Origin of the sequence: Saccharothrix espanaensis DSM 44229 (genome assembly GCF_000328705.1) — a bacterium.
GTDB lineage: Bacteria > Actinomycetota > Actinomycetes > Mycobacteriales > Pseudonocardiaceae > Actinosynnema > Actinosynnema espanaense.
On sequence record NC_019673.1, the window covers coordinates 3,209,670 to 3,224,881 of the forward strand.

The window sequence follows — 15,212 nt, forward strand, 5'->3', positions numbered from 1 at the left end:
GCGTGATCACCCTCGGCGGGTGGTGAGCACCGACGTGCGGCGCTGCTTGACCAGTGCCGCCAGGTAGGTGCCGAAATCCACCTGGACCGAATCCGCCGCCGACGGGCCGTAGCGCGCGTGGGCGGCTTTGAGGTGCGCGGCGACCTCGCGGCGCATCGCGGCCGGCGACGGCAGTTCCGCGACGCCCTCGACCAGGTCGGCGATCCACTCCGCCTGCTCCCGCACCAGCCGGGTGATCGCGCCGAACGGCCGGATCAGCCCGGTGAAGTAGAGGTCGGGGACGGCCAGGGACACCACCCGCTGGAAGAGTGCGATCCGCCCGCCGGGTTCGAACACCCATTCGGATGGCAGGAACGGGAATTCGATCCGATACCCGGTGCAGTACAGCAGGTCGTCCGCGTCCGTCGCCGTGCCGTCGGCAAAATGTAGGGTCGAGTTCACGATGCGCCGCACCGCGGGCTTGACAACGAGGCTGCCGTGGTTTATCCGGCTGAGCAGTTCGTCGGATATCGTGAGCGCCCCGCCGAACACCCGGTGGTCCGGTTCGGCCAACCCGTAGTCGGTCAGCCGGCCGCGCATGATCCGCAACAGCGTTTCGATCAACCGGCGCTGTTCGGGAAAGGCCAGGCGGGCCCACCAGGGTGCCGACGCGATTTCGTCGATCGGTATCCCGAGCATTGTCTTGGGCACCACGTGAACGCCCCGGCGTTGCACCACGGTGGTTTCCGCGGCCACTCGGGACAATTCCACCGAGAGATCTGCGGCGGAGTTCCCGAAACCGATGACGACCACCCGGCGGCCGGCGTGCGGGGCCGGTCCGGAGTAGTCGAACGAATGCAGCCGGCGACCGGGGAACGTCTCATCCCCCGGGATGGCGGGCAGCCGGGGGGACCAGTGGTGGCCGGTCGCGACGACTACGTGCCCGAACCTCCGTCGGCGGTGCACCCCGTTGCGGTCACGGGTGGTCACCAGCCAGGTGGAATCGGTCTCACGGACGAGTGACACGACCTCCACGCCCAGTTCGACGTGTTCGGTGACACCCTTGTGATCCGCGTAACGTTGCAGGTAGGAGGCCACCTGGTCGTGCCGCGGGTAGCGCGGGAAGTGGTCGGGCATGGGGAAGTCGGGGTAGCCGGTGATCTTCGCCGAGGTGTTCAGGTGCAGCGATGGGTAGGCCGGGCCGGGCTCGGCCGGGTCGGGGTGGCGCCACAGCCCGCCGATGCCGTTGGAACGTTCCAGGACGGTCACCGGCAAGTCCCGGGCGCGGAGCGTTCCGGCGACCGCGAGCCCGGACAGCCCCGCGCCGATCACGCACGTGTGATCATGAATGGGACGTTCGGGGTATTGACTATCCGGAAATTCACCCACAAGTGTCGCCACCCTTTCGGCGCAATTTCGTCACGCAGCGTGCCCGGTCACCGGGGAGTGTGATGTTCGCCAACCGCCCGATCCTCCATTGCGTGCGCCCTGTCCACCGGGTAAGCCTTGCGCCCGGAGGTGCCTAGTGTCCAGTTCCACCGCTGTGGCTCAGGCCTCACGACGTGAGGGCCTGTTCGACGCGACGCTGTCGACGTACCGCGATTTCGCCTGTGCCAAATGGCTCGCCATCGGCACCGCACTGGGATTCTCCGACCACCACCGGAACACCTCCGCGGCCGCCCTCGACGCCTTGTTGGGAGAATGGTCCGACCGCCCGGTCGGGGCCGCCTGCGAATACCCGTCGTTCGTTTCCCGGGACGGTTTCCCGCTGGAGTTCTCGGTGAGCTGGCGGGCCGGCGTGCCGGAGGTCCGGGTGTTGTTCGAATCGCTCGGGCCGGTTCCGTCGGCGCGCGCCGCGCAGGACGCCGGGCGGGCGCTGACCCGGTCGCTGGCCGACCGGCCGGGCGTCTCGCTGGACCGCTACCTCGCGATCGAGGACCTGTTCGTGGTGGACGACCCGCGGCCGTTCCGCCCGACCGTGTGGCACTCGCTGGCGTACCGCCCCGGCGAGCCGCCGCGCTACAAGGTCTACCTCAACCCGCAGGCGCGCGGCCGGGACGCCGTGCCCGAGGTGATGGCGGCGGCGATGGGCCGGCTCGGGCTCGCCCCGGCGTGGTCCGGCGTCGCCGCGCGGTACGCCGAACTCGCCGCCGAGGGGCACGAAGTGGAGTTCGTGGCACTGGACCTGGCCGACGCCCCGGGCGCGCGGGTGAAGGTCTACTTCCGGCACACCGGGCTGGTCGACCTGGACCGGGTGGCCGCGCTGGCCCGCACCCACGACCCGGTGCTGGCCGGACCGGCCTACCGGGACGTCTACGGCTCGCCCGCACTGCCCGACAACGAGCCCATGACGTGCCTGGCGTTCCGCGCGGGCGCGCCGGGGCCCGAGGAGGCGAACGTCTACCTGCGACTGCCCAGCGAGGTCGCGTCCGAAGCGGACGCCACCGAACGGGTCGCGTCCGTGCTGCGCCGCTTCGGCGCGGACCACCTCCGGTACCGGGCGGTGGTGGCGGCGCTCGCGCCCCGCCCGCTGGAGTCCATGGTCGGCATGCAGGAGCTGCTCAGCTTCCGCACGGCGTCCGGCCGCCCCGATCTGGGGGTGTACTTCCGGTTCGCGGTCTACGACGCCGCCGTGGACGGCGTGCACGCCTGACGGGCCCGGGTCTCCGCACGGCCGCGGAGACCCGTCAGCGGGCCGCGCAGCGGCGTCAGGCGGCGTAGTTGTGGAACCCGCGGCCGCTCTTCTTGCCCAGCAGCCCCGCGTCGACCATGCGCAGCAGCAGCGGCGGCGGCGAGTACAGCGGCTCCTTGAACTCCTCGTACATCGACTCGGCGATCGCCTTGGTGGTGTCCAGGCCGATCAGGTCGGCCAGGCGCAGCGGCCCCATCGGGTGCGCGCAGCCCAGGACCATGCCGTTGTCGATGTCCTCGGCGCTCGCGAAGCCCGACTCCAGCATCCGGATCGAGGACAGCAGGTAGGGGATGAGCAGGGCGTTGACCACGAAGCCCGCCCGGTCCTGGGACCGGATGACCTGCTTGCCCAGCGCGCCGGTGACGAACTCCTCGGCCCGGACCCGGGTCTGCTCGCCGGTCAGCAGCGAGGGCACCAGCTCCACCAGCTTGAGCACCGGCACGGGGTTGAAGAAGTGCACCCCGATCACCTGCTCCGGCCGCCCGGTCGCCATGCCCAGCTTCATGATCGGGATGGAGGACGTGTTCGAGGCGAAGATCGCCTCCGGGTCCTCCACGACCTTGTCCAGGGCGGTGAAGACGTCCGTCTTGACCTGCTCGTTCTCCGCGACCGCCTCGACGACCAGGTTCCGGTCGGCGAAGTCGGCGAGGTCGGTGGTGAACCGGATCCGCTCCAGTGCGGCGTCCCGGTCCTCGGCGCTGAGCTTGCCGCTGCGCACACCCTTGCCCAACGAGGAGGCGATCCGCCCCCGCGCGGCCTCGGCGGCGTCCGGGTCCACCTCGGCGACCAGCACGTCCAGGCCCGCTCGTGCGCAGACCTCGGCGATGCCGGAGCCCATCAGCCCGGACCCCACCACTCCAACACGTTGAATGTCACTCACGCCCCGATCCTGCCAGGGCCGCCACCCGCCGGCGCAACCTCGACCAGTGGATTCCCCGCCGGGTGCGCGCCGGGTCACACCCCGGCGGACCGTTCGCGGCCCTCCGGGCACCGGGCGGCAGGACGAACGCACCGGCCAGGACGTGACCGGGTCGTGCCGTCGCCGCAACCCGTCGAGCTGCGTGAACGCGAAGTCCTCAGTCCAGTTCGCGCTCCGCTTGGGCGATCGCGGCGAACTCCTCCTCGGGCGCGGACGCGACCAGGTGGTGCCTGCTGTAGAACCAGAAGTAGGCCAGCGCCACGACGACGATCCCGGCGGTGATCCCGGCCGCCAGCTCGTCCACGAAGAACGTCGCCACGACCGCCGCCAGCGCGAGCACCAGCGCGATGCCGGTGGTCACCGCGCCGCCGGGCGTCCGGTACGGGCGCTCCAGCTCCGGTTCGCGGATCCGCAGCACGATGTGCGACACCATCATCAGCACGTAGGACAGGGCCGCGCCGAACACCGCGATGTTGATCAGCAACGCCCCGTCGCGGGTGATCGACGCCAGCGTGAACCCGATCGCGCCCGGCACGATCAGCGCCAGGTACGGCGTCTTGCGCTTGCCGGTGCGGGACAGCCAGCGCGGCAGGTACCCCGCGCGGGACAGCGCGAACAGCTGCCGGGAGTAGGCGAAGATGATCGAGAAGAAGCTGGCCACCAGCCCGGCCAGGCCGACGTAGTTGACGATCTGCGCGAGCAGGGTGTCGCCGCCGTAGGCCGCGCGCACCGCGTCCGGCAACGGGTTGTTGGAGCCCTTGAGCACTTCGGAGCCCGCGCCGCCGGGCGCGAGCACCAGGATCGAGCCGGCGAACAGCAGCAGCGCCACCATCGCGCCGATGATCCCGCGCGGCATGTCCCGCTTCGGGTCGCGGGCCTCCTCGGCGGCCAGCGGGACGCCCTCCACCGCCAGGAAGAACCAGATCCCGTACACCAGCGCGCCCAGCGCCCCGGTGATCCCGAACGGCAGGAACCCGTCGTTCCCGGCGAGGTCGAACAGCTTGTCGGCGTCGAACTTCGGGATCATGCCGATCACGAACGCCAGCAGCGCCACCACCGCGACGCCGGTGATCACGAACATCAGCCGCAGCGCCTCGCCCACGCCGTACAGGTGCACGCCGACGAAGACCAGGAAGCACACCAGGTAGACCGGCCACGAGTTGGTGAGCCCGAACAGCCCGAGCGTCTCCACGTACCCGCCGATGAACACCGAGATGGCGGCGGGCGCGATGGCGTACTCGATGAGGATCGCGATCCCGGTGGCGAACCCGCCCAGCGGCCCGAGCGCGCGCCGCGCGAAGCCGTACCCCGCGCCCGCGACAGGCAGGGCGGCGGCCAGTTCCGCGAGGCCGAACACCATGCAGGTGTACATGGTGGCCATCAGCACGGTCGCGACCAGCAGCCCGCCCCAGCCGCCCTGGGCGATGCCGAAGTTCCACCCGGCGAAGTCGCCGGAGATCACGTAGGAGACCCCCAGCCCGGCCAGCAGCACCCAGCCCGCCGCGCCCCGTTTCAGCTGCCGGTGCTCCAGGTAGTCGTGGCCGACCTTCTCGTACTCGACGTGCTTGGCCATCCGTGGCTCCAATGGGTCAGCGACGCTCCTTTGGAAGGTGGTTGAGAGTGGCCCGCGTCACCTGATGGTGTCAACTGGGGGTGCGCAGGTCACCCCGCGCGGCGGATACCCGAGCCGGCGCAGCGCCGGGTGTGCGGCGACCGGCCCGGCCGAACAGAGGGCGCCGTCGTGGGGCGGCGGGGGCAGCGTCCCTGCGCGAAGGTGGGCCAAGTGCTCAAGGCCGAACGCGCCCAACCCGATCGCGGCCCAGCCGAGAAACCGCTGACCACGAATACGTCGCCGGCTCGGATGCCTTCTGCGCGTGACGCGTCGGATCGAAACTTCGTGCGGCGATCAAGGCGTCCGGGAGGGTGGTGCTGGTCACCTGATGGTGCCAGGATGGGGCCGTTCAATGGCTCGCTGTCATACCTTTGGAGGCACTGCGGATGCTGACCGTCGAGGAGTTGCGCGAGCTGGTGGACAGCGGCGAGATCGACACCGTGCTGATCGCGATCGTGGACATGCAAGGCCGGTTGCAGGGCAAGCGCTGCGCCGCCCGGTACTTCCTGGACGAGGTGCTGCCGCACGCCGCCGAGGGCTGCAACTACCTGCTCGCGGTCGACACCGAGATGAACCCGGTCGGCGGGTACGCCATGTCCTCGTGGGACACCGGCTACGGCGACTTCGTGATGAAGCCCGACCTGGCCACCCTGCGCCGGGTGCCGTGGCACGAGGGCACCGCGCTGGTCATGTGCGACATCGAGTGGGAGGGCGGCGAGCCGGTGCCCGCCTCGCCCCGGCAGATCCTGCGCCGCCAGCTCGACCGGCTCGCCGAGCGCGGCCTGCGCGCGTACGTCGGCACCGAGCTGGAGTTCATCGTCTTCGACAACACCTTCGAGGACGCCTGGAACCGGGGCTACCGCGACCTCACCCCCGCCAACCAGTACAACGTCGACTACTCGCTGCTGGGCACCGCCCGGATCGAGCCGCTGCTGCGCGCCATCCGCAACCACATGACCGGCGCGGGGCTGGAGGTCGAGTCGGCCAAGGGCGAGTGCAACCCCGGCCAGCACGAGATCGCGTTCCGCTTCACCGAAGCGCTGGCCACCTGCGACAACCACAGCATCTACAAGACCGGGGCCAAGGAGATTGCCGCCCAGCAGGGCCGGTCGCTGACCTTCATGGCCAAGTACAACGAGCGCGAGGGCAACTCGTGCCACATCCACCTGAGCCTGCGCTCGGCCGACGGCGAGCCGGTGTTCGCCCAGGGGCGCGGGATGTCGGCGCTGATGGAGTCCTTCCTCGCCGGCCAGCTCGTCGCGCTGCGCGAGCTCACCTACTTCCTCGCGCCGAACGTCAACTCCTACAAGCGGTTCGTCGAGGGCAGCTTCGCGCCGACCGCCGTGGCGTGGGGCCGGGACAACCGGACGTGCGCCCTGCGCGTGGTCGGGCACGGCCCGTCGCTGCGGTTCGAGAACCGGGTGCCCGGCGGCGACGTGAACCCCTACCTCGCGGTCGCCGCGCTGATCGCGGCCGGGCTGCACGGCGTGGACGACGGCCTGACCCTGGAAGAGGAGTTCGTCGGCAACGCCTACGCCTCCGGCCGCGAGACCGTGCCGACCACCCTGCGCGACGCCGCGGACCTGTTGCGGGGCAGCGTGATCGCGCGCGAGGCGTTCGGCCAGGACGTGGTGGACCACTACCTCAACGCGGCCCGGGTGGAACTGGCCGCGTACGACTCGACGGTGACCGACTGGGAGCGAATCCGTGGTTTCGAACGGCTCTAGGCCGCTGATCGGCGTCAGCACCTACCTCGAACGCGCCCGGTTCGGCGTGTGGGACGTGGAAGCGGCGGTGCTGCACCGCGACTACCTCGACTCGGTGGTGCGCGCCGGCGGCAACCCGGTGCTGCTGCCGCCGGTCGGGGCGTGGGACACGGACTCGATCGGCTTCCTGGACGGGCTGGTGCTCTCCGGCGGTGCGGACGTCGACCCCGCGCGCTACGGCCGTGCGCGCGACCCCCGCACCGGCCCGCCCCGCACCGACCGCGACACCGCCGAGCTGACGCTGGTCCGCGCCGCGCTCGAACTGGACCTGCCGCTGCTCGGCGTGTGCCGGGGGATGCAGGTGCTCAACGTCGCCCTGGGCGGCACGCTGCACCAGCACGTCGAGGGCCACAACCCCGCGCCGGCGGTGTTCGAGCACACCGGCATCGCGGTCGCGCCCGGCACCCGGCTGGCCCGGATCGTCGGCCCGGCCACCACCGTGCACTGCCACCACCACCAGTCCCTGGACGTGGTCGGCGACGGCCTCGCGGTCGTCGCGAGCGCGCCGGACGGCACCGTGGAGGCCGTGGAACTACCGGGCGCGCGGTTCGTGCTCGGCGTGCAGTCACACCCGGAAGCCGACAGCGAGGACGACCGCCTGTTCGCCGCGCTGGTCGACGCCACGAGGAAGGGGTACGCGCGGTGACCACGTTCGACGTCATCGACCCGGCCACCGAGGAGCTGATCCGCCCGGTCACCCTCGCATCGGTAGAGGAGACCGACGCCGCGATCGCCCGCGCCCACGCGGCGTTCCCGGCGTGGCGGGCCGTCGCGCCCGCCGACCGGGCCCGGCTGCTGCGCCGGTTCGCCGACGCGGTGGACGGCGCACGCGAGGAGCTGGCCCTGCTGGAGGTGCGCAACGCCGGGCACACCATCGGCAACGCGCGGTGGGAGGCGGGCAACGTCCGCGACGTCCTGCACTACTACTCGGCCGCGCCGGAACGCCTGTTCGGCCGGCAGCTCCCGGTGGCCGGCGGGCTGGACGTGACGTTCCAGGAGCCGCTGGGCGTGGTGGGCGTGATCGTGCCGTGGAACTTCCCGATGCCGATCGCGGCCTGGGGCTTCGCGCCCGCGCTGGCCGCCGGCAACGCCGTGGTGCTCAAGCCCGCCGAGCTGACCCCGCTGACCGCGCTGCGGTTGGCGGAACTGGCCCGCGAGGCGGGCATCCCGCCGGCGGTCTTCCAGGTGCTGCCCGGCGCGGGACCCGTCGTGGGGCAGCGCTTCGTGACGCACCCGGCGGTGCGCAAGGTGGTCTTCACCGGGTCGTCGAAGGTCGGCAAGCAGGTCATGGCGGGCTGCGCGGACCAGGTCAAGCGGGTGACGCTGGAGCTGGGCGGCAAGTCGGCCAACATCGTGTTCGCCGACGCCGACCTCGACCAGGCCGCGGCCACCGCGCCGTACGGGGTGTTCGACAACGCCGGCCAGGACTGCTGCGCGCGGTCCCGGATCCTGGTCCAGGCCTCGGTCTACGACCGGTTCATGGAACTGCTGGAACCGGCGGTGCGGGGCGTCGTGGTCGGCGCGCCGGGCGACGAGGCCACCGAGATGGGGCCGCTGATCTCCGCCGCGCACCGGGCCAAGGTCGCCTCCTACGTGCCCGACGGCGCGCCCGTCGCGTTCCGGGGCTCCGCGCCGTCCGGGCCCGGGTTCTGGTTCCCGCCGACGGTTCTCGCGCCGGTGTCGCCCGGCGACCCGGCGGCCGTGGACGAGATCTTCGGTCCCGTCGTGGCGGTCCTGCCCTTCGCCGACGAGGACGAGGCGGTGCGGCTGGCCAACGACAGCGACTACGGGCTGTCCGGCTCGATCTGGACCCGGGACGTGGGCCGGGCGCTGCGCGTCTCGCGGGCCGTCGACGCCGGGAACCTGTCGGTCAACTCGCACTCGTCGGTGCGGTACTCGACGCCGTTCGGCGGGTTCAAGCAGTCCGGGCTGGGGCGCGAGCTCGGCCCGGACGCGCTCGCCTCGTTCACCGAGACCAAGAACGTCTTCATCGCCCACTGATCCGCACGCGATCCATCGATTGGGAGAGACATGGCACAGCGACTGGAAGGCCGGGTGGCCGTCGTGACCGGCGGCGGCAGCGGCATCGGCCTGGCCTCGGTGCGCCGGCTGGCGAGCGAGGGCGCGCGGGTCGTCGTCGCGGACGTCGACGCCGGCGCGGGCAAGGCCGCCGCCGACGAGGTGGACGGCCTGTTCGTGCAGGTGGACGTGACAGATGAGGAGCAGGTCTCGGCGCTCTACCGGACCACGGCGGACACCTTCGGCTCGGTGGACATCGCGTTCAACAACGCGGGCATCTCGCCGCCCGAGGACGACTCGATCCTGACCACCGGCATCGAGGCGTGGGACCGGGTGCAGAAGGTCAACCTGACCTCGGTGTACCTGTGCTGCAAGTACTCCATCCCGCACATGCTGGAGCAGGGCCGGGGATCGGTCATCAACACGGCGTCGTTCGTGGCCACCATGGGCGCGGCCACCTCGCAGATCTCCTACACCGCGTCGAAGGGCGGCGTGCTCGCCATGAGCCGGGAGCTGGGCGTGCAGTTCGCCCGACAGGGCGTGCGGGTCAACGCCCTCTCGCCCGGACCGGTCAACACGCCGCTGCTGCGCGAGCTGTTCGCCAAGGACCCGGAGCGCGCCGCGCGGCGGCTGGTGCACGTGCCGCTCGGGCGGTTCGCCGAGCCGTCCGAGATCGCCGCCGCCGTGGCGTTCCTGGCCAGCGACGACTCCTCGTTCATCACCGCGTCGAACTTCCTGGTCGACGGCGGGATCGCGGGCGCCTACGTGACACCGCTCTAGGCCGATGATGCCCTTGCAGGACGCGTTGTTCCGCCCCGTGCGGGCGGGCAACGCGTTCGAGGAGACCGTGGAACGGCTCATGCAGGCCATCCGGCTCGGCGTCGTGCCGCCGGGGGAGCGGCTGCCCGCCGAGCGGGAGCTGGCGACCCGGCTCGGGGTGAGCCGGGTGACGCTGCGCGAGGCGATCCGGTCGTTGCAGGACGCCGGGTACGTCGAGTCGCGGCGCGGTCGCTACGGCGGCACGTTCGTCAACGACCCGCTGCCCGCCACCCGGCCGGGACGGCTCGTGGAGGCCCCCGAGCTGCTCGACGCGCTGACGTTGCGCGCGGTGCTGGAGGCCGGTGCCGCGGAGTCTGCGGCCGGGCGCGCGCTGGGCCCCGCCGAGCGGCGCGACCTGCGGGCGCGGCTGGCCGAGTGCTCCGGCGCGTCGCTGGACGAGTACCGGCGCAAGGACTCCCGGCTGCACCTGGCGATCGCCGAGGCGACCGGCTCGGCGTCGCTCACCGCGGCCCTCGCCGACGTCCGGATGCGGGTCAACGAGCTGCTGGACCGGATCCCGCTGCTGCCGCCGAACCTGGCGCACTCCAACGACCAGCACGACCTGGTCGTGGACCGGATCCTGGGCGGCGACCCGGACGGGGCCCGGCGGGCGATGGCCGAGCACCTGGCCGGCACCGCGTCCCTGCTGCGCGGATTCCTGTCCTGACCCGGGCCGGCCGCCCGAAAAGCGGTGCCGCACTCGGCGACACCGCTCTTCGAATCACTTCGGACGGCTCACGGAGTGGGCTGCGCGGCCTTTCCGTAGCCGAACTGCGAAATCAGGTTGCCGTTCGTGTCCCGCAATTTCGCGGTGTCGCCCTGGTCGTTCCAGATCGGCCGGCCGCTGCCGTAGGAGAACCCGCCCGACTCCGGGTGGACCTCGTTCGTGTAGATCCGGATCCGCTGTCCCGGCTGGAGCACGGTGCCGGCCGGGAACCGGAAGTCCTGGCCCGCGTCGTCCGCGCCGAGAACCCAGTCGGAAATGTCGGCCGGGGCCGTGCCGCGATTGATGACCTCGACGTACTCGTCGGCCTGGGTGCGCTTCACCTGGCCCTTGTTGAGGACCGTCGTGATGACCACGTCCGGGCGGCCGACGCGGTTGAACAGGGCGACCACGTCGGCGCTGTTCGCGCTGTTCTCGGCGCTGATGAACTTGCGGACGATCTGGCCGTTCTGCTTGAAACCGCTGATCACGACGGCGTACTGCTCGCCGTTGACGGTCACCGACTCCGGCGAGACGAAGGTGGGCAGGTCGACCTCGTCCTCCGGGTTCGGACCCACGTTCGGGGTCTCGTTGTGCCGGAACTTGAAGCTGAAGTCGCTCTCCGTACCGTCCTCGAACGCGACCTTCACGGTCAGGTCGACCTCGAACTGCGGCACCGGCATGGCCTGGATCGGGAAGTTCTCGTGGGTGAACGTGCCGAGGGTGAACTCGGTGCCGTCCAACTTCACGTCCACGGTGCCGCCGCTGAAGACGTACCCGCTCTTCCCCGAACCGGCCGGAACACCCCACTTGACGTGGGGCGTGCCCAGACCTTCCAGGTCGGGCGGGTTGGTGCTGATCGTGGGCCAGTTGCCGGAGGTAGTCGCAGTGCTCATGCGTTGATCATGCTCCCCGCGGCCGGGCGGCGTTAAGCCGCTGTGCGGGGGAAGCGCGAATCGGCCGGTATTTGCTTGAGTGGACTTTCGTTCACACTTGTCGGGTCCGTTCGAGTGCGCCGAATTCTCGAACAGGCTATTCCCCGCCGAAGTGCGCCCTCGCCGGCGTCCGTTGGCGCACGCCCGTTGGGCCGAGTGGATCACCGCGGCCCACGGGCGTCCGGGTCACCGCGGGAAGTCGCGGAACTCCCGCCCGCCGGGGTGCCGGTCGTCCATCCGCGACAACCCCGGCCGGTCGCCCGGCCGGTGCCCGTCGCGGTCGGACAACGCGACCAGCCCACCGCCGAGCACCAGGCCGATCACCCCGACGGCGACGAGCTGGGTCGCCTTGTTCCGGGCGAACCGCCCGAACCCCCCACCGGGCGCGGAGCTCGCGGCCCCGGCGGGCGGCGGCACGTACGGCGGTCCGGCGGGCTGCTCGGCGGCGGGCTCCTCGGCCGCAGGTGGTGGGGTGGCCGGTGGGGTGTCGGGTGTGGGCGGTGTCGGGCCGGCCGGGGGTTCGGGGGTCGCGCCGGTGGGCAGTGGGCGATTGGGCTGGTTGCCTTCGGGCTGGTCGGCCATGGCGGGCTCCGGTCGTCAAGGGTCTGCGTCCTCAGGGTGCGCCGCGGACCTGAGCCCACGCTGATGGTGAGCTGTGAATGAGCTGTTCGCGCCCCATGTCCGGTGCCGGCCGCTGTCTCGGCCGGGCCCGGTGTGGTCGGGCCCGGCGTGGTCGGCGGCGAAGGGGCCGGGTCGAGGGCGGCGTTGGCGGGGTGTCGGACGTGTCGGGGGATATCGGTTCGGTGAGCACCGATAACATCTCCACCGAAGGTCCGTCCAACCGGAGGAGTCATCGTGTCCCAGCCACGTCCCGCAGCCGCTCTTGCCCCACCGCGCGTGGTGGTGCCGGCGGGGACTACCGCGGGCACGGCGGTCCGGGAGGCCGGGCTGCCCGGCAAGGGACCGGACGCCGTCGTGGTCGTGCGCGACGCCGAGGGCCACCTGCGCGACCTGTCGTGGGTGCCGCGGGTCGAGGTCGAGGTGGAGGCCGTCGCCGCCGACACCCCCGAGGGCCGCAGCGTCATCCGGCACTCCGCCGCCCACGTGCTCGCGCAGGCCGTGCAGCAGCAGTTCCCGGACGCCAAGCTGGGCATCGGCCCGCCGGTCGAGGACGGGTTCTACTACGACTTCCAGGTCGACAAGCCGTTCACGCCCGAGGACCTCCAGGCGCTGGAGAAGCGCATGAAGCAGATCATCAAGGGCGCGCAGCGGTTCGACCGGCGCGTGGTCGAGTCGGTCGAGGCCGCCAAGGACGAGCTGGCCGCCGAGCCGTTCAAGCTCGAACTGGTCGACCTCAAGTCCGACGTCGACACCGCCGAGGTGATGGAGGTCGGCGGCGGCGAGCTGACGATCTACGACAACCTCGACCCGCGCACCGGCGACCGCGTCTGGGGCGACCTGTGCCGCGGCCCGCACGTGCCGACGACCAAGCACATCCCGGCGTTCAAGCTGACCAGGGTGGCCGCCGCCTACTGGCGCGGCAACGAGAACAACCCGCAGCTCCAGCGGATCTACGGCACGGCGTGGGAGTCCCCGGAGGCGCTCGACGCCCACCTGGAGCTGCTCGCCGAGGCCGAGCGCCGCGACCACCGCAAGCTCGGCGTCGAGCTGGACCTGTTCAGCTTCCCGGACGAGCTGGGCTCGGGCCTGGCGGTGTTCCACCCCAAGGGCGGCATCGTCCGGCGCGAGCTGGAGAACTACTCGCGCCGCCGGCACGAGGAGTCGGACTACGAGTTCGTCTACACGCCGCACATCAGCAAGGCCGGCCTGTTCCACACCTCGGGCCACCTGCCGCACTACGCCGACACCATGTTCCCGCCCATCCAGTTCGAGGGCGAGGACTACTACCTCAAGGCCATGAACTGCCCGATGCACAACCTGGTCTTCAGGTCGCGCGGGCGGTCCTACCGCGAGCTGCCGCTGCGGCTGTTCGAGTTCGGCACGGTCTACCGGTACGAGAAGTCCGGCGTGGTGCACGGCCTGACCCGGGTGCGCGGCCTGACGATGGACGACTCGCACATCTACTGCACCAAGGAGCAGATGCCCGGCGAGCTCCGGTCGCTGCTCAAGTTCGTGCTGGACCTGCTCGCCGACTACGGCCTGAGCGACTTCTACCTGGAGCTGTCCACCAGGGACGACTCGCCCAAGTTCATCGGCGAGCCGGCGGAGTGGGAAGAGGCCACCGAGACGCTGCGGCAGGCCGCGATCGACTCCGGGCTCGAACTGGTGCCCGACCCGGGCGGCGCGGCCTACTACGGGCCGAAGATCTCGGTGCAGGCCAAGGACGCGATCGGCCGGTCCTGGCAGATGTCGACCATCCAGCTCGACTTCAACATGCCCAAGCGGTTCCAGCTGGAGTACACCGCGCCCGACGGGTCGCGGCAGCAGCCGATCATGATCCACCGGGCGCTGTTCGGCTCGATCGAGCGGTTCTTCGGCGTGCTGACCGAGCACTACGCGGGCGCGTTCCCGGCGTGGCTGGCCCCGGTGCAGGTGGTCGGCATCCCGATCGCCGACGAGCACGTCGAGCACCTGGAGCAGGTCGCGGCGGCGCTGCGCGAGCACAAGGTCCGGGTGGACGTGGACGCCTCCGACGACCGGATGCAGAAGAAGATCCGCAACCACACCACGCAGAAGGTGCCGTTCATGCTGCTCGCGGGCGGCAACGACGTGGAGTCCGGCGCGGTGTCGTTCCGGTTCCGCGACGGCACCCAGGTCAACGGCGTGCCGGTGGCCAAGGCGGTCGAGACGATCGTCGGCTGGGTCGCCCGCCGCGAGAACGCCTCGCCCACGGCGGAACTCGTCCAGTGACGACCGAGTACGAGGAGCAGGACGGGGTCGGGGTCCACGACGCGTTGCAGCGGCTGTGGACCCCGCACCGCCTCTCGTACGTGCGCGGCGAGGGCAAGGCCGACGGCGACGAGCCCGCGGGCTGCCCGTTCTGCCGGGTGATCGGCCTCGACGACCCGGACGGCCTGCTGCTGGCCCGCGGCGAGCGGGTGTTCGCCGTGCTCAACCTGTACCCGTACAACCCGGGCCACCTGATGGTGCTGCCCTACCGGCACGTCCCGGACTACACCGACCTCGACCCGGCCGAGGTGGCGGAGTTCGCCGAGTTCACCCAGCGGGCGATGCGGGTGATCCGGGCGGTCGCCCAGCCGCACGGCTTCAACATCGGGATGAACCAGGGCGTCGTCGCCGGTGCCGGCATCGCCGCCCACCTGCACCAGCACGTGGTGCCGCGGTGGGGCGGCGACGCCAACTTCATGCCGGTCGTCGGCCACACGAAGGTCATCCCCCAATTGCTGCGCGAGACCCGGCAGCTGCTGTCCGAAGCCTGGCCCGCGCACTAGGCGCCCGCCCGCGCGCCCTCGTCCGACCGACTACCGCGCGCCGGTCGGACGGCTCTCGCACCGAGCCGCCGGGTCGCTGCCCGCGTCGAATGGTTGCGTCGCCGCACGCGCCGGGTCGCTGCTCGCGTCGAGCCGCCGGGTCGCCGTGCGCGTAGAGCGGCCGGGGCCGCCCGCTTGCGTGACCCTGCCGCGCCCGCCAGACCGGGCGGGTGCGCGTCTCAGCCGGCGCGTCGCCGGTGATCCACCCGGGTGGTCGCGCTCCGTCGCCGAAGTCACGGCCCGACGGTCGGGTCCGGTCGGCCTTACCCTCGGTTCGGGGGTGGCGCGGTGGCCGGGAACGATCGGGAGACGGGGG

The 15,212-nt window shown here is 71.5% G+C and carries 13 protein-coding genes; 8 read left to right on the forward strand and 5 right to left on the reverse strand.

All coding sequences use genetic code 11. The features are described from left to right. Nucleotides 1–6: 6 nt before the first annotated feature. Complete coding sequence (locus BN6_RS14660; RefSeq protein WP_231905293.1) at nt 7–1,380, reverse strand: flavin-containing monooxygenase; 1,374 nt, start codon at nt 1,378–1,380, stop codon at nt 7–9. Nucleotides 1,381–1,522: 142 nt separating this feature from the next. On the opposite strand from BN6_RS14660, the gene BN6_RS14665 reads away from it, so the two are divergent. Further along, a complete protein-coding gene (locus tag BN6_RS14665) occupies nt 1,523–2,632 on the forward strand; it encodes a tryptophan dimethylallyltransferase family protein (protein WP_231905294.1) in 1,110 nt (369 codons plus the stop codon). A 55-nt stretch (nt 2,633–2,687) separates the two neighbouring features. On the opposite strand, the gene BN6_RS14670 is transcribed toward BN6_RS14665, so the two are convergent. Then, nucleotides 2,688–3,551, reverse strand: a complete 864-nt coding sequence (locus BN6_RS14670) for a 3-hydroxybutyryl-CoA dehydrogenase (RefSeq protein ID WP_015100438.1) — start codon at nt 3,549–3,551, stop codon at nt 2,688–2,690. A 196-nt stretch (nt 3,552–3,747) separates the two neighbouring features. Next, nucleotides 3,748–5,163, reverse strand: a complete 1,416-nt coding sequence (gene eat, locus BN6_RS14675; protein ID WP_015100439.1) for an ethanolamine permease — start codon at nt 5,161–5,163, stop codon at nt 3,748–3,750. A 425-nt stretch (nt 5,164–5,588) separates the two neighbouring features. Here eat and BN6_RS14680 point away from each other — a divergent pair, with 425 nt between their 5' ends. The 5 genes from BN6_RS14680 to BN6_RS14700 are packed head-to-tail and all read left to right on the forward strand — an operon-like array spanning nt 5,589 to nt 10,473. Next, entirely contained in the window at nt 5,589–6,929 is a 1,341-nt protein-coding gene (locus BN6_RS14680) for a glutamine synthetase family protein (protein WP_015100440.1), read from the forward strand. Next, nucleotides 6,910–7,614, forward strand: coding sequence for a gamma-glutamyl-gamma-aminobutyrate hydrolase family protein (locus tag BN6_RS14685; protein ID WP_015100441.1), 705 nt, complete (start codon nt 6,910–6,912; stop codon nt 7,612–7,614). The genes BN6_RS14680 and BN6_RS14685 overlap by 20 nt, the downstream gene beginning before the upstream one ends. Then, nucleotides 7,611–8,969 (forward strand): aldehyde dehydrogenase family protein, encoded by a 1,359-nt coding sequence (locus BN6_RS14690; protein ID WP_015100442.1) that lies wholly within the window; start codon nt 7,611–7,613, stop codon nt 8,967–8,969. Before BN6_RS14685 ends, BN6_RS14690 begins: the two co-directional genes overlap by 4 nt. Before the next feature lie 30 nt (nt 8,970–8,999). Next, nucleotides 9,000–9,767: a 3-oxoacyl-ACP reductase gene (locus BN6_RS14695; RefSeq protein ID WP_015100443.1), complete on the forward strand. Its 768-nt coding sequence runs from the start codon at nt 9,000–9,002 to the stop codon at nt 9,765–9,767. Between the two features lie 4 nt (nt 9,768–9,771). Beyond that, on the forward strand, nt 9,772–10,473 hold the full coding sequence (locus BN6_RS14700; RefSeq protein ID WP_015100444.1) for a FadR/GntR family transcriptional regulator: 702 nt from the start codon (nt 9,772–9,774) through the stop codon (nt 10,471–10,473). A 68-nt stretch (nt 10,474–10,541) separates the two neighbouring features. Here the strand turns inward: BN6_RS14700 and BN6_RS42940 are convergent, their stop codons facing one another. After that, nucleotides 10,542–11,405, reverse strand: a complete 864-nt coding sequence (locus BN6_RS42940) for a lamin tail domain-containing protein (protein WP_015100445.1) — start codon at nt 11,403–11,405, stop codon at nt 10,542–10,544. A 225-nt stretch (nt 11,406–11,630) separates the two neighbouring features. Then, complete coding sequence (locus BN6_RS41925; protein ID WP_015100446.1) at nt 11,631–12,026, reverse strand: hypothetical protein; 396 nt, start codon at nt 12,024–12,026, stop codon at nt 11,631–11,633. Between the two features lie 273 nt (nt 12,027–12,299). Here BN6_RS41925 and thrS point away from each other — a divergent pair, with 273 nt between their 5' ends. Beyond that, the gene (gene thrS, locus BN6_RS14715) at nt 12,300–14,315 is read left to right on the forward strand and encodes a threonine--tRNA ligase (RefSeq protein WP_015100447.1); all 2,016 of its coding nucleotides are present in this window, start codon (nt 12,300–12,302) and stop codon (nt 14,313–14,315) included. Beyond that, the gene (locus BN6_RS14720; RefSeq protein ID WP_015100448.1) at nt 14,312–14,857 is read left to right on the forward strand and encodes an HIT family protein; all 546 of its coding nucleotides are present in this window, start codon (nt 14,312–14,314) and stop codon (nt 14,855–14,857) included. The genes thrS and BN6_RS14720 overlap by 4 nt, the downstream gene beginning before the upstream one ends. Nucleotides 14,858–15,212: the final 355 nt, after the last annotated feature.

Coding starts and splice junctions, on each gene's coding strand:
- BN6_RS14700 (WP_015100444.1), top strand. CDS start 9,772: ATGATGCCCTTGCAGGACGCGTTGTTCCGCCCCGTGCGGGCGGGCAAC.
- BN6_RS14680 (WP_015100440.1), top strand. CDS start 5,589: ATGCTGACCGTCGAGGAGTTGCGCGAGCTGGTGGACAGCGGCGAGATC.
- BN6_RS14695 (WP_015100443.1), top strand. CDS start 9,000: ATGGCACAGCGACTGGAAGGCCGGGTGGCCGTCGTGACCGGCGGCGGC.
- eat (WP_015100439.1), bottom strand. CDS start 5,163: ATGGCCAAGCACGTCGAGTACGAGAAGGTCGGCCACGACTACCTGGAG.
- BN6_RS41925 (WP_015100446.1), bottom strand. CDS start 12,026: ATGGCCGACCAGCCCGAAGGCAACCAGCCCAATCGCCCACTGCCCACC.
- BN6_RS42940 (WP_015100445.1), bottom strand. CDS start 11,405: ATGAGCACTGCGACTACCTCCGGCAACTGGCCCACGATCAGCACCAAC.